This window comes from Streptomyces sp. NPDC026538 (assembly GCF_055567535.1).
The window spans coordinates 139,377-152,864 of sequence record NZ_JBVHQG010000015.1; the positions used below are offsets into that span (position 1 = coordinate 139,377).

The 13,488-nt window shown below is 69.1% G+C and carries 13 protein-coding genes; 8 read left to right on the plus strand and 5 right to left on the minus strand.

The features are described from left to right. The first annotated feature begins 34 nt into the window (after positions 1-34). Together mqnC and ACZ4N4_RS41525 are read left to right on the plus strand one after the other, a co-directional pair. On the plus strand, positions 35-1,234 hold the full coding sequence (mqnC, locus tag ACZ4N4_RS41520) for a cyclic dehypoxanthinyl futalosine synthase (protein ID WP_453574558.1): 1,200 nt from the start codon (positions 35-37) through the stop codon (positions 1,232-1,234). Between the two features lie 7 nt (positions 1,235-1,241). Next, on the plus strand, positions 1,242-1,691 hold the full coding sequence (locus tag ACZ4N4_RS41525) for an imidazolonepropionase-like domain-containing protein (RefSeq protein WP_453574560.1): 450 nt from the start codon (positions 1,242-1,244) through the stop codon (positions 1,689-1,691). Between the two features lie 128 nt (positions 1,692-1,819). On the opposite strand, the gene ACZ4N4_RS41530 is transcribed toward ACZ4N4_RS41525, so the two are convergent. Then, positions 1,820-2,887 (minus strand): chitinase, encoded by a 1,068-nt coding sequence (locus ACZ4N4_RS41530; protein ID WP_467598917.1) that lies wholly within the window; start codon positions 2,885-2,887, stop codon positions 1,820-1,822. A 306-nt stretch (positions 2,888-3,193) separates the two neighbouring features. Between ACZ4N4_RS41530 and ACZ4N4_RS41535 the strand changes: the two genes are divergently transcribed. From ACZ4N4_RS41535 to ACZ4N4_RS41550, 4 genes are read left to right on the plus strand one after another with little or no spacing between them, the layout of a single operon-like run. After that, positions 3,194-3,589 (plus strand): hypothetical protein, encoded by a 396-nt coding sequence (locus ACZ4N4_RS41535; RefSeq protein ID WP_467598920.1) that lies wholly within the window; start codon positions 3,194-3,196, stop codon positions 3,587-3,589. A gap of 22 nt (positions 3,590-3,611) precedes the next feature. Beyond that, complete coding sequence (locus ACZ4N4_RS41540) at positions 3,612-6,047, plus strand: bifunctional polysaccharide deacetylase/glycosyltransferase family 2 protein (RefSeq protein ID WP_467598923.1); 2,436 nt, start codon at positions 3,612-3,614, stop codon at positions 6,045-6,047. After that, complete coding sequence (locus ACZ4N4_RS41545; protein ID WP_467598926.1) at positions 6,047-7,399, plus strand: acyltransferase family protein; 1,353 nt, start codon at positions 6,047-6,049, stop codon at positions 7,397-7,399. Before ACZ4N4_RS41540 ends, ACZ4N4_RS41545 begins: the two co-directional genes overlap by 1 nt. Positions 7,400-7,422: 23 nt before the next feature. After that, positions 7,423-8,118: a demethylmenaquinone methyltransferase gene (locus ACZ4N4_RS41550; protein WP_450753999.1), complete on the plus strand. Its 696-nt coding sequence runs from the start codon at positions 7,423-7,425 to the stop codon at positions 8,116-8,118. Positions 8,119-8,154: 36 nt separating this feature from the next. On the opposite strand, the gene ACZ4N4_RS41555 is transcribed toward ACZ4N4_RS41550, so the two are convergent. Together ACZ4N4_RS41555 and ACZ4N4_RS41560 are read right to left on the minus strand one after the other, a co-directional pair. Next, positions 8,155-8,463, minus strand: coding sequence for a PASTA domain-containing protein (locus ACZ4N4_RS41555; protein ID WP_453379193.1), 309 nt, complete (start codon positions 8,461-8,463; stop codon positions 8,155-8,157). 110 nt (positions 8,464-8,573) lie between these two features. After that, complete coding sequence (locus ACZ4N4_RS41560) at positions 8,574-9,098, minus strand: GNAT family N-acetyltransferase (RefSeq protein ID WP_467598929.1); 525 nt, start codon at positions 9,096-9,098, stop codon at positions 8,574-8,576. 48 nt (positions 9,099-9,146) lie between these two features. Here ACZ4N4_RS41560 and ACZ4N4_RS41565 point away from each other — a divergent pair, with 48 nt between their 5' ends. Then, positions 9,147-10,481, plus strand: coding sequence for a geranylgeranyl reductase family protein (locus ACZ4N4_RS41565; protein ID WP_450754005.1), 1,335 nt, complete (start codon positions 9,147-9,149; stop codon positions 10,479-10,481). 40 nt (positions 10,482-10,521) lie between these two features. On the opposite strand, the gene def is transcribed toward ACZ4N4_RS41565, so the two are convergent. Next, entirely contained in the window at positions 10,522-11,148 is a 627-nt protein-coding gene (def, locus tag ACZ4N4_RS41570; RefSeq protein WP_467598932.1) for a peptide deformylase, read from the minus strand. A gap of 407 nt (positions 11,149-11,555) precedes the next feature. Beyond that, a complete protein-coding gene (locus ACZ4N4_RS41575) occupies positions 11,556-12,362 on the minus strand; it encodes a C40 family peptidase (protein ID WP_453574574.1) in 807 nt (268 codons plus the stop codon). A 754-nt stretch (positions 12,363-13,116) separates the two neighbouring features. Between ACZ4N4_RS41575 and ACZ4N4_RS41580 the strand changes: the two genes are divergently transcribed. Beyond that, on the plus strand, positions 13,117-13,476 hold the full coding sequence (locus ACZ4N4_RS41580) for an NADH-quinone oxidoreductase subunit A (RefSeq protein ID WP_086791863.1): 360 nt from the start codon (positions 13,117-13,119) through the stop codon (positions 13,474-13,476). Positions 13,477-13,488 lie beyond the last annotated feature (12 nt).

Here is a 13,488-nt window from a genome sequence, read left to right on the forward strand (position 1 = left end):
TCCGTCCACAACCCTTGACGAAAGGGACCTCCTGGTGACCGAGAAGGCCGACCTCCAGTCTGTCCTCGACCGCGCCGCCGCCGGTGGGCGGATCACCCCGGAAGAGGCGCTCGACCTCTACCGCGACGCGCCCCTGCACGCGCTGGGCGCCGCCGCCGACGCCGTACGCCGCCGCAGGTACGCGGGTACCGAGCACATCGCGACGTACATCATCGAGCGGAACATCAACTACACGAACGTGTGCGTCACGGCGTGCAAGTTCTGCGCCTTCTACGCGGCCCCCAAGGACAAGGCCAAGGGCTGGACGCGCGACCTCGACGACATCCTGCGCCGCTGCGCGGAGACGATCGAGCTGGGCGGCACTCAGATCATGTTCCAGGGCGGCCACCACCCCGACTTCGGCGTCGAGTACTACGAGCAGCACTTCAAGGCGATCAAGGACGCGTTCCCGCAGCTGGTGATCCACAGCCTGGGGGCGTCCGAGGTCGAGCACATGGCCCGGATCTCCGGCGTCTCGGTCGAAGAGGCCATCACCCGCATCCACGAGGCCGGCCTCGACTCTTTCGCGGGCGCCGGCGCGGAACTCCTTCCCGCGCGCCCCCGCAAGGCCATCGCGCCCCTCAAGGAGAGCGGCGAGCGCTGGCTGGAGATCATGGAGACGGCGCACCGGCTGGGCGTCGAGTCCACGTCGACCATGCTGATGGGCACTGGTGAGACCAACGCCGAGCGCATCGAGCACCTGCGGATGATCCGGGACGTCCAGGACCGCACGGGCGGCTTCCGCGCCTTCATCCCGTACACCTACCAGCCCGAGAACAACCACCTGAAGGGCCGCACCCAGGCCACGCTCTTCGAGTACCTGCGGATGATCGCCATCGCCCGCCTCTTCATGGACAACGTCGCCCACATCCAGGGCTCCTGGCTGACCACGGGCAAGGAGGTCGGCCAGCTCTCGCTGCACTACGGCGCGGACGACCTCGGTTCGATCATGCTGGAGGAGAACGTCGTCTCGTCGGCCGGCGCCAAGCACCGTTCGAACCGCCTGGAGATCATCGACCTGATCCGCAAGGCGGGCCGGGTCCCGGCGCAGCGCGCGACGACGTACGAGCACCTCGTGGTCCACGAGGACCCGGCGAACGACCCGGTGGACGAGCGGGTGATGTCCCACATCTCCTCGACGGCGATCGAGGGCGGGACCGCGCACCCGGAGTTGAAGCTCCTCACCTCCAACTGACCAGGCCGTGGAGACGATTCACGCGGCGGACCGGGTCTTCGTCGCCTGGGACTCCGAGCGGCCGGTCGAGAACGGCGCCGTGGTGGTCGTACAGGACCGGATCGGTGCCGTCGGGCCGTACGAGGAGCTGCGTGAGCGGTTCCCGCAGGCGCGGGTACGCCGGTGGCCGGGGTCCCTCGGCCCGGCCCGGGTCCACGACGGTCCCCTTCCGGAGGCCCCCAGCCCGCGCGAGCGCGTGCATGCCGTGCTGAAGCTGGGAGCGGTGGTGGTCCTGGCGGCGTACGTCGACTCACCCGAACTCCGGGCGGCGGCGGAACGCAACGACGTCTCCGTGGTCTCCGCGGCCCGCCCCGCACAGCTCACCGAGAAGGCCAGGGCCGACCTGGCCGTGTTCGACGCGGCGGGGCGGTGCATCGCGACGGTGTGCGCGGGGCGCCTTGTCCACAGACGTAAGTAGCGCGCCCCGCCAGGGGCTCGGGCCCGTATCCGTATGCGGCTCCGCCGCGTGGGCGCGACCGACGCCCACCGCCCCGCGACCGACGCCCACCGCCCCGCGTACGACGCCCACCGCCCCGCGAACGACACTCAGCCCCCGAGCGCCTTCCCGAACGCCCCGGAACTCTGGCTGACACCACTGCAGTTGGTCGCGGCGTCGTCAGCCCCCGAACTCCCGCTCTCACACTGCACATCCCTGAACGTCGACCACATCGACACCCAGGCGATCCCCTTCTCCTCCGCGAAACTCCGCACATCGGCCGCGTCCGCGAGCGTGAGCGTCTCCCCGGCCACGTCGTTCACCCCGATCATCGAGGTCAGCGCCATCCCGCCCCACGCCCCCGCGTCCGACAGCCCGAACACCTTCTTCAGCTGCGTGTGCGTGGCCTTCGCCGAGGTGGCCGCGTAGTCGCCCATGTCCCCGTCGTACGACTCGCCGTAGTTCATGGTCATGATGTTGACCGTCGAGACCTGCACGTCGTACTTGTTCGCGGACTCCAACAGCGCGAGGCCGTCCGAGTCGAGCCCCGACGGCATCACGGGCAGGGTGAAGGAGACCTCCAGGTCCGGCCGTTCCTTCTGGAGCAGCGCGATCGCCCGCGACCGCAGGGCGACCGAGCCGGAGTCGGTGAGCGTGTCGCCCTCGATGTCGAAGTCGGCCTGGGTGGAGTCCGCGGCGTCCAGAGCGGCGCCGTAGGCCGCGGCCAGCTTCGACGCGCTGGAGCAGGTCGTCGCCAGCTCCTTGCCCGAGGCCCCGCCGAAGGACACCCGGACCGACCCGCCGTCCTGCTTCAGCCGGGAGATCCGGGACTTCACGGCCGAACTGCCGATCGCGGCCGTCCCGTTCCACCTCGGCGTACAGCTGCTGCCGTCGGAGATCACGAAGGCCAGGTTGTACGTCGAGGGCGAGCCCGCATCGTCCGTGCCGGCGGCCTCCGTCGCGCTGACGTAGGGCGCGAAGGACGTACTCGACGTATCGGATGTGCCTGATGTGCCTGATGTGCCGGACTCCTCGGTCGCGCTCGGCGAGGCGGCCGTACCCCGCTTCGACGGTGCGGGCGCCGCGTCCGACGTGCCGGTGGCGCCCGAGGAACACCCGGTCACTGCCATGGCAAACAGGCAGGTAAGCCCGGCGGCCGGCCTCAGGAAACCCCGCATGAAGATGCACCCGCTCTCGTGATTTGTGTCTCAGGACCGAAACAAACCCTGATTCGAAAGGAAAACGTCTCACACGTACATGGTGTTCAACGGTTCGATCGATACATGGAAAACTCATGGAATGAAGGGAGCGGATCGGGTGAATGGGATGACGTAAAAGGGGCGTTGAGCGTGTTTCTCCTCCCGGCCGGTCCTCGCAGGTGTTCATAGAATCTCTCAGCGAAAAGACAGGCTAAGGCGTTTCTCATGGGCGCCTCACAAGAACTCCGAAGGCGATCACATAAAGGCTCCCTAATATCTCGGGATATGCAATCCGAGCCTGCCATCGAAAGCCGCGCCGCCGGGCGCGGTCGCCGCCGCAAACAAGGCAACGGGTCTGCCGAGGGGCCCGTGTTCGTCGACTCCTCCGGACGCCGGTCCAAGCTGCTGCGCCGCGTCGGCCTTCTCCTCGGCGTCGTCTGCCTCGCCTACACGGGCGTGCTCGGTGCCGCCTTCATGGGCTGGGGCACCTCGCTCACCCCGGACTCGCTGATCCCCGACTTCGCGCGCGCGGGCAACGCCCCCGGCGGTGAACGCCCGCAGGGCGGCATCGGCCGTCAGGCCGGCCTGCCCAGCGGCCGCCCGTCGGCGCCCCCCTCGACGGCCGCCACCCCGTCGGCATCCGCATCCGCATCCGAATCCGCGTCCGCCTCCGCCAACTGATCGGAACGCAGGCCCTTTTCCCATGACTACACCGACGTCCTCACGCGGCCGCAGGCGCGCCCCCACCCGCATCGAGCGGGCGGCCGGCCGGGCCGCGGCGCTGCAGAAACCACGTGTCATCCTCGCCCTGCTGCTCCTGCTGGCGCTGACCTGCGTGATGCTGCTCGACGGCTACCTGCGCGCAGAGGTCGGCGGCGACCAGCGGGTCCGCACCGGCGCCAGCTCCGGCAAGGTGCCGGACAAGGTCCTCGACGGCGGCCCGATCCTCACGTTCCGGGGCGGGCAGGCGACCACCGTCTCGGTCCCTTCCAAGACCATCGCCCTCACCTTCGACGACGGCCCCAACCCGACCTACACCCCGCAGGTCCTCAAGATCCTTGATCAGTACGACGTCCCGGCCACGTTCTTCCTGGTCGGCTCGATGGTGTCGCGCTACCCGAGCATCGTGAAGACGATGGTCGAGCAGGGCAACGAGGTGGGCATCCACACCTTCACGCACGTCGACCTGTCGTACCAGAGCGACGCCCGGATCAACCGGGAGATGCAGCAGACCCAGCTCGCGCTCGCGGGCGCGGCCGGGATCACGACGACCCTCTTCCGCGCGCCGTACTCCTCCGAGACGGACGCCATCGACAACTACAGCTGGCCCGTGTACCAGAAGCTCGGCAAGGAGGGCTACACCAGCGTCTTCGTCGACACCGACAGCGACGACTGGAAGAAGCCGGGTGTCTCGAAGATCATCAACTGGGCCACGCCGACGAAGAACAAGGGCGCCTCGGTGCTCTTCCACGACGCCGGTGGCGAGCGCTCGCAGACGATCAAGGCGCTGCCGCAATACATCAAGAAGATGAAGGCGAAGGGCTACACCTTCACCACCATCAGCGGTGTCATCCAGAAGCAGGGCACGGGCAACCGGCAGTCCGCCGCGACGGCCGGCGGCTCCGGCGGGAGCAGCGGCACGTCCGCCACGGGAGTCGCCGAGGCCGGCGCCCTCGCCGGCACGGGAACGGGAACCGGAACCGGAGCCGGAACCGGCAGCGGAAACGGCACCGGCACCCCGCCCGGCGGAACCTCCCCCACCGGCGAGAGCGCCCCGAGCGCCGGCACAGGCAACGGCAACACCAGCCGCAACTCCCTCACCACCGGCCTCCAGGCCGCCCATCGCACCGCCACCGGGATGACCCTCTACGAGGGCAAGGCGCTCCTCGTGGCGGTCGCGATCGCCGAGTGGGCCCTGCCGGTGCTGTCGGTGCTGCTTCTCGTCGTGGGCGTCGCGGTCATGGGCCGCTTCGGCATGATGCTGCTCATCGCGCGCCGCCACTACCGGCTGCGCAACAAACGCCGGTTCAGCTGGGGACCGACGGTCACCGGACCGGTGAGCGTGATCGTCCCGGCGTACAACGAGAAGGAGTGCATCGCCAACACCCTGGAGTCGCTGGCACGGAGCACCCACCCGATCGAGGTCATCGTCGTCGACGACGGCTCCACGGACGGCACCTCGGAGATCGCCCGCGCCGCCGCCGACAAGCTCGGCATGACCAACGTCCGGGTCGTCCGCCAGGAGAACGCCGGCAAACCGGCCGCCCTCAACAACGGCGTGCGCAGCGCCAGTTACGACGTCGTCGTGATGATGGACGGCGACACGGTCTTCGAGCCGGAGACGGTACGGCACCTCGTCCAGCCCTTCGCCGACCCCGAGGTCGGCGCGGTCGCCGGCAACGCCAAGGTCGGCAACCGCAACACGATCATCGGCGCCTGGCAGCACATCGAGTACGTGATGGGCTTCAACCTGGACCGCCGGATGTACGACCTGCTGCGCTGCATGCCGACGATCCCCGGCGCGATCGGCGCGTTCCGCCGCGACGCGGTGCTCCAGGTCGGCGGGATGAGCGAGGACACCCTCGCCGAGGACACCGACATCACCATCGCCATGCACCGGGCGGGCTGGCGGGTCGTCTACCAGGAGCACGCCAAGGCCTGGACCGAGGCGCCCGGTTCGCTCAAGCAGCTGTGGTCCCAGCGCTACCGCTGGTCGTACGGCACCATGCAGGCGCTGTGGAAGCACCGCAAGTCGCTGACCGACAAGGGCCCGTCGGGCCGATTCGGCCGGGTGGGCATGCCTCTGGTGGTCCTCTTCCAGATCGTCACGCCCGTCTTCGCCCCGCTCATCGACGTCTTCACGGTCTACTCCATGATCTTCGTCGACTTCGAGGCGGCCCTGCTGGCCTGGCTGGCGGTCCTCGGCATCCAGCTGGGCTGCGCCGCCTACGCGTTCCGGCTGGACAAGGAGCGGTACCGCTACCTCCTGATGATGCCGCTCCAGCAGCTGGCCTACCGTCAGATGATGTACCTCGTCCTCATCCACTCCTGCATCACCGCCCTCACCGGCGGCCGCCTGCGCTGGCAGAAACTCAAGCGCACCGGCGAGGTAGGCACCCCGGCGGGAGTGAGCGGCTGATGACCTGGGACCAGCAGAACCCGTATCAGCAGGGGTACGGCTACGACCACGGCGGCTACGGCCAGCAGCCGCAGGTGAGCCGGCAGCCGCAGTACGGTCAGCAACCGCATTACGGTCAGCAGCAGTACGCGCAACAGCCGTATCCGCAGCAACAGCAGTACGTCGAGTACGGGCCGGCTCCGGTGGCGGAGCAGACGGCCCCCCTCCCGGTGGTGGAACCGGAGCCCGGGTCCGAGGCGGTGCCGGTGCCGGAGCCGGAGCCGGAGCCGGAGTCTCCTGCCGGGGAACCGGCAGCCGCTTCCGATCCGCAGCCCAAGCCGCCGGGCCGGGACCGCTACTTCGACACCCTCCGCGCGGTCGCCCTGATCCGTGTCGTCACCTATCACACCTTCGGCTGGGCCTGGTGCGGCATGGTGTTCCCCTCCATGGGCATCATGTTCGGCCTGGCCGGCACGCTGATGGCGAAGTCCCTGGAGCGTCCGGCGCTCAAGGTCGTCAAGAGCCGGCTGCGCCGCCTCCTCCCGCCGTTCTGGTTCTGGGGCCTCTTCGTCGTGCTGGCGATGCTGGTCCACGACTGGATGCCGGGCTGGCAGATCGTCTACTGGGTCGTGCCGCTCGGCGACCCACCGGGCAACGCGTGGGGCGAGCAGGCCTGGGAGATCCTCTGGTACCTGCGGACGTACCTCTGGTTCGTCCTCCTCTCCCCGGCCCTGCTGTGGATCTTCCGCAAGGCGCCGGTCCCGGTCCTCGTCCTCTCGCTCGTCCCGATCCTGATCCTGAACTTCGTCTGGTCGGGCCCGGACAACCGGCTCGGCAGCGCCCTGTGGGACCTGTCGACGTACCTCTTCTGCTGGATCCTCGGCTTCGCCCACCGCGACGGCGTGCTCCAGCGGATGAAGCCGGCCCTGGTGGTCGTCGCCTCGCTCGCCGCGATGGGGTACGGCGGCTGGTACGCCTTCTCGCACCAGGCCGACTTCGGCACCTACGACCTGGACGAGAACCCTCTCGCACAGGCCTTCTGGTCGGCCGGGTTCGTGCTGCTGCTGATGTGGGCGAAGGCGTACTTCAGGATCGACTTCGCCTGGCTGACCCGCTTCAGGCGGCTGGACCGGACGGTCACCGTCTTCAACGCCCGCGCGGTGACGATCTACCTCTGGCATGAGATCGCCCTGATCCTGGCGGTCCCGCTGATCGACCAGATGTGGAACGTGCCGGCGTTCGAGAGATGGCTCCCGCTGGACAGCCAGTGGTTCATGTTCGGCGTCGGCTGGATCCTGATCGCGGTGTTCATCCTGTTGTGCGGCTGGGTGGAGGACGTGGCGGCGAAGAAGAAGCCCCGGCTTCTGCCGTGACGGCGGGCTGCAAGAATGGCGAGGTGACCCGCGCCTCCCTGAACAAGCAGCCGCACGAAGTCGCCTCTATGTTCGACGACGTGGCGGAACGGTACGACCTGACCAACGACGTGCTGTCGCTCGGCCAGGACCGGCACTGGCGGAAGGAGGTCGCCCGGGCGGTGGACGCGCGGCCCGCGCAGAAGGTCCTCGACCTGGCGGCCGGGACGGGCACCTCCTCCCAGCCGTTCGTCCGGGCCGGCGCCTACGTGGTGCCCTGCGACTTCTCCCTCGGGATGCTCCAGGTCGGCAAGCGGCGCACCGCCTGGATGCCCTTCACCGCCGGGGACGCCACCAGGCTGCCGTTCAAGGACGACACCTTCGACGCCGTGACGATCTCCTTCGGCCTGCGCAACGTCCAGGACACCGACGCCGCTCTGCGGGAGATGTACCGCGTGACGCGCCCCGGCGGCCGGGTGGTGATCTGCGAGTTCTCGCACCCCACCTGGGCGCCCTTCCGGACCGTCTACACCGAGTACCTGATGCGTGCGCTGCCGCCGGTCGCCCGCGCGGTCTCCTCCAACCCGGACGCCTACGTCTACCTCGCGGAGTCCATCCGCGCCTGGCCCGACCAGCCCGCGCTGGCCGGACGGCTGCGCGAGGCGGGCTGGTCCGAGGTGGCCTGGCGCAACCTCACCGGCGGGGTCGTCGCCCTGCACCGGGGCTTCAAGGAGGCCTGAGCCCGCTTCCGGGAGGCCTGAGCCCCGTCCCGGGCGTCACCCGCCGATCACCTCGAAGGTGTCACCGGGCTGGTCCAGCTCCCGTTGCAGCCCGCCCGTCGGTGGCCGTGGCAGGCGTGGCTCGCGCACGCCTCCGCCGCCCTCGCCCTCACCGAAGTCGAACCACACGTACACCAGCGAGTCCCGCGGCACCTCGGCACCGGGCTGCGGGAACTGGCGTACGACGTAGTCGACGACCGTGAGATGGAAGTCCGGCCGGTCCGGCGCGTTGAGGAACAGTCCCCGCGCCTGGGCGGTCTCGCGCGCGTCCATGGCCATCAGCCCTACCAGCCGTGGCACGCGCACTTCGGGTGTTTTGGGTGTTATATGCACAGATGTCACCCCCAGCGGTACTGGAAGGGTAACCCCCGGCATATGGCAGCCGGAAGCGCCAAGTGTCTTTCTGTAGCAGATCGTTACTCTGTGTAATCGTCTCGCAGGTCGAGCCGGAAGCAGAGCGCGTCCTCCCGGAGCCGCGGGTGCGGGAACGTCTCCGCGAGCTCCATCCCGAGACGGCGGGTCACCGCGACCGACCGCTCGTTCCCGGGCCGCACCATCGCCACCACCCTCGGCACGCCCGCCGCGCGCAGCCGCTCCAGCGTCGTCAGCGCCGCGGCCGTGGCGTACCCCTTGCCCCAGTACTCCCGGCCGAGCCGCCAGCCGATCTCGATCTCGCCCTGGGGCCCCCAGTCCCGCGGCCACGGCTGGGCGCCGGTGAAGCCGATGACCCGCCCGGCCTCGTCCGCCATCTTCCACAGGCAGAAACCGAACTCCGCGTCGTGCCGGCGCTGCCGGGCGGTGAGCTCCTCGTAGACGGACAGCTCCGCGGACCTGCCGCCGTGGAACTCCATGACGTCCGGGTCGTCGAAGACCCGGTACCAGGCGAACGCGTCCTCGTGCGTGGGCACACGCAGCCGTACCGCGGGGAGAGCTCGGTTCACAGGGGCAGCCCTTCAGCCGGGTGATCAGTACCGCTGAATAGACTGCCCATGTCCAGTGCCGGTCGGCACGCAGATTTCGAGCCTTGGGGAGACCCTGTCGTGACCGAGCCCCTCTCCGAAAACACCGCCGATGTCATCGTCGTCGGCGCGGGGCCAGCCGGCTCCACGACGGCGTACCACCTCGCCAAGTCCGGTCTCGACGTGCTCCTGCTGGAGAAGACCGAGTTCCCGCGCGAGAAGGTGTGCGGCGACGGCCTGACCCCGCGCGCGGTGAAGCAGCTGGTCGCCATGGGCATCGACATCTCCGAGGAGGCCGGCTGGCTGCGCAACAAGGGCCTGCGCATCGTCGGCGGCGGCACCCGCCTCCAGCTGGACTGGCCGGATCTCGCCTCCTTCCCCGACTACGGTCTGGTCCGCAAGCGCGACGACTTCGACGAACAGCTCGCCCGTCAGGCGCAGAAGGCGGGCGCCCGCCTCTTCGAGCGCTGCAACGTCGGCGCCCCGATCATCGACGACCGCACCGGCCGGATCACCGGTGTGCACGCCAAGCTCGGCGAGGAGAAGCGCGAAGTCACCTTCCACGCGCCGCTCGTCGTGGCCGCCGACGGCAACTCCACCCGGCTCTCCCTCGCGATGGGCCTGCACCGCCGCGAGGACCGCCCGATGGGCGTGGCCGTAAGGACCTACTTCACCTCCCCCCGTCACGAGGACGACTACCTGGAGTCCTGGCTGGAGCTCTGGGACCGCCGCGGCCCCCAGGACCGCCTGCTGCCGGGCTACGGCTGGATCTTCGGCATGGGTGACGGCACCTCCAACGTCGGCCTGGGTGTCCTGAACACCTCCGACTCCTTCAAGGAACTGGACTGGCGCGAGGTCCTCAAGGCCTGGTGCGCCTCCATGCCCGCCGACTGGGGCTACACCCCGGAGAACATGACCGGCCCGATCCGCGGCGCGGCCCTCCCCATGGCCTTCAACCGCCAGCCCCACTACACGCGCGGCCTGCTCCTCGTCGGCGACGCCGGCGGCCTGGTGAACCCCTTCAACGGCGAGGGCATCGCCTACGCCATGGAGTCCGGCCAGATCGCCGCCGACGTCATCGTCCAGGCGCACGCGCGGGCCACGCCCGGCCAGCGGGAGATCGCCCTGCAGCGCTACCCGCGCGTTCTCAAGGACACCTACGGCGGCTACTACACGCTGGGCCGTGCCTTCGTGAAGCTCATCGGCAACCCGAAGGTCATGCAGATCGCGGCCCAGCGCGGCCTGACCCACCCGCTGCTGATGAAGTTCACCCTGAAGCTCCTGGCGAACCTCACCGACCCCACCGGCGGTGACGCGATGGACCGCATCATCAACGGCCTGAGCAAGGTGGCCCCGAAGGCGTGAGCGCCGCTACAAGGTCAGCGCCGGCCCGAGGTGAGCGGCGCTAGGCGGTGAGCGCCTCGATGTTGGCGGCTCTGCGGGCGTAGACCTCCTCCCGCCGGGCCGCCACCTGCCGCAGTGCCTCCTTCCGCTCCCGCCCGGAGAGCCGGTCGAGATACACGCGTCCGTTCACATGGTCGGTCTCGTGCGCGAGACAGCGGGCGAAATACCCTGTTCCCTCCAGGGTGACCGGATCGCCGTCCTTGTCCAGTCCGTGCACGATCGCCCGGTCCGGGCGTGGAACGTCCATGACGGCACCCGGCACCGAAAGGCAGCCCTCGCTGTCGTCGAGCAGCCGCCGACCGGCCGGGCCCTGTGCTTCCAGGACGGGATTGACGATGTGCCCGACATGTCGGACACCATCGTCATCGGGGCAGTCGTACACGAACAGCCGGAGATCGACCCCGACTTGGTTGGCCGCGAGGCCGGCTCCCTCGGCGATGTACATGGTGAGGAACATGTCGTCGATGAGCGCGGCGAGGTCGGGTCCGAACTCCGTGACGTCCCGGCACGGCTTGTGCAGGACCTCCTCGCCGGTCTCGGTGATCCGGCGCACCGAACCGCGTCGGGCCTCGGGGGCGTGACGGGGGTAGTAGTCCATGGGGTTTCCCTGGACGAAGACGCGTGGCATCGCGGTGTCCCCTTCTCGGGTCTCGGGCCGCTCCGTGCGAGCGGCATGCATCGAGGATCCCAGGAGCCACCGGATCACGGGCGGGCCTGTGGAAAACCCTGGCGCGGGGCTGTGGAAAACCGAGGCAAGGGGGACGGCCCGTGGCGGCCGGACGGCCCGCGGTGGCGGGACGGCCCGCGGTGGGGGGACGGCCCGCGGTGGCGGGACGGCCCGCGGTGATGGCGCGGCCCACAGTGGCGGGACGGCCCGCGGTGGGGGCGGGCCGCCGCAGGAGCGTCGCAGGGCTGCCGCGGGCGGCCGCCCGCGGGGCGGCACGCCGGAAGGGCCGCTGCCCCCGAGCGGCTGCGGCCCTACCGTGCTTGTGCGATGCCCGAGTTGTGTCGGGTTGTCTCAGGTCGCCCCTGTTGTCAGAGCACCCGCACCGCGCCGGTCGGCGGGTCGTACGACAGCGGGTGCTCCCCGACGCCGCTGGAAGGGTTCTGCGCGCCCACGAACATGCCGTCGCCGACGTACACGGCCACGTGGTACGCGCTGCCGGCGCTGCCCCAGTAGAGGATGTCGCCGGGCTGGAGGTTGCTCAGCGAGACCTGGGTGCCCTGCGTCGACTGGTCCTGGGAGACGCGCGGCAGGCTGACGCCGACCGACTTGAAGGCGGCCTGCACGAGACCCGAGCAGTCCCACGAGTTGGGGCCCGTGCCGCCGGAGACGTAGGCGTCGCCGATCTGTGCCTTCACGAAGGCGACCACAGCGGCGGCCGAACCCGTCGCCGTGGACGTGCTCGTGGAGGCGCTGGAGGCCGTGGAGGTGGCGCTGAGCGTGGTCCGCTCGGCGCTGCGGGAGGCGGCGCGCTGAGCGGCCTCCTTGCGGGCCTCCTCGGCCTTCTTCTTGGCCTCGGCCTTCTTCTTCGCCTCGGCGAGGTCCGACTTGGCCTGCTTCGCGGCCTTTGCGGCAGCCGCGTCGCGCTCGGCCTGGAGCGCGTAGTTCGCGGCGGCCTGCTGCGTGGCGTCGGCGGACTGTGCCACCTGGGTGGCCAGATCGGCCGTCAGGGTGGGCAGTTCGAGCGTCTGCGTCACGGGTTCGGCGGCACTCGCCGAGGCCGCGCCCGCCGCCGCCATCCCGAGGACGCCACTGGCAACTCCGGCGCGCACGGCGATGCTTGTCGTCGCGCTGCGGCGGGGTTTCCGGTGGCTGCGTATGTGAGCGGTGTGGGACATGGGAACAACCGGTACCAGGGGCTCCTTCATATCTTCAAGAAACGTGTGGTGCGCCACAGTTGTTCAATCGGGGCCGTGAATCCTGCGCCTGTCATTCCTTATTGACGCCGTAACGGACATTGCGGGCGCCCGTGATCACGCCTGTGATCACGTTCTTTCGTCATAACGTCCGAATTGCCCCCCACCTACCATCGGTTGAGATGATTGGCCAAGCCCGGCTCTCAGGCGCCTCTCATCAATGTGGCGGAGGTCACGGAACGGTTACCGGGAGGGGTGCGTCTCGTGCGCGGATCGAGGCCGCCCGAGTTCGTGAACGTGTGCACGCGTCCACATCACCCCCCGCTCCTCCCTCTGACGTGTGAACGCGGTCCCCTATCAAGGTCATCCGTCCATCGCGAATTTGCATGCAGGGGAACCCTCTTGATATGGAGGCGCCTGCCCGAGACCCCCTCCCGCCTGCGCCGACGGGCGAAAATGTCACCTCTGGTGATCAGCTGAACGCTTCGAGTGCGAAGATCACCACTCATCCGACTTCATGATCGATCGTCAGGTGGTGGAGATCACAAAGCTTGTGTAATACCCCGTGTCGCAGATCACAGAGCGACGGGCATAAGATGCGAGGCAGCTGGGCTTGTGACCTGCTTCACATGTTCGCGATCTTCGCCCGGGACGCGCGGGGTTCGTGTGACGGATGAGGTGAGTGGGCCCGGTCGAACCGCCACCAGTCAGTGCCGACTGAGAGGAGCGAGGAGCGGTGAACGCGTATGCGCCCATCCTCGTACTGGGAGCCCTCGGGGCAGGCTTTGCGATCTTCTCCGTGGTCATGGCCACGCTGATCGGTCCGAAGCGGTACAACCGCGCCAGGCTCGAAGCCTACGAGTGCGGAATCGAGCCGACCCCCACGCCGGCCGGCGGCGGGCGTTTCCCGATCAAGTACTACCTGACGGCGATGCTCTTCATCGTCTTCGACATCGAGATCGTCTTCCTCTACCCCTGGGCCGTCACCTTCGACGCCCTGGGTGTTTTCGGGCTCGTGGAGATGCTGCTCTTCGTGCTCACCGTCTTCGTCGCGTACGCGTACGTATGGCGGCGCGGCGGCCTGGAATGGGACTGAGGGGCTTTTAAG

Excerpts from the sequence above, each read along its gene's own strand:
- ACZ4N4_RS41535 (WP_467598920.1), top strand. The coding sequence starts at position 3,194 with ATGCAATCCGAGCCTGCCATCGAAAGCCGCGCCGCCGGGCGCGGTCGC.
- ACZ4N4_RS41540 (WP_467598923.1), top strand. The coding sequence starts at position 3,612 with ATGACTACACCGACGTCCTCACGCGGCCGCAGGCGCGCCCCCACCCGC.
- ACZ4N4_RS41530 (WP_467598917.1), bottom strand. The coding sequence starts at position 2,887 with ATGCGGGGTTTCCTGAGGCCGGCCGCCGGGCTTACCTGCCTGTTTGCC.
- ACZ4N4_RS41575 (WP_453574574.1), bottom strand. The coding sequence starts at position 12,362 with ATGTCCCACACCGCTCACATACGCAGCCACCGGAAACCCCGCCGCAGC.
- ACZ4N4_RS41565 (WP_450754005.1), top strand. The coding sequence starts at position 9,147 with ATGTCCAGTGCCGGTCGGCACGCAGATTTCGAGCCTTGGGGAGACCCT.
- ACZ4N4_RS41545 (WP_467598926.1), top strand. The coding sequence starts at position 6,047 with ATGACCTGGGACCAGCAGAACCCGTATCAGCAGGGGTACGGCTACGAC.
- def (WP_467598932.1), bottom strand. The coding sequence starts at position 11,148 with ATGCCACGCGTCTTCGTCCAGGGAAACCCCATGGACTACTACCCCCGT.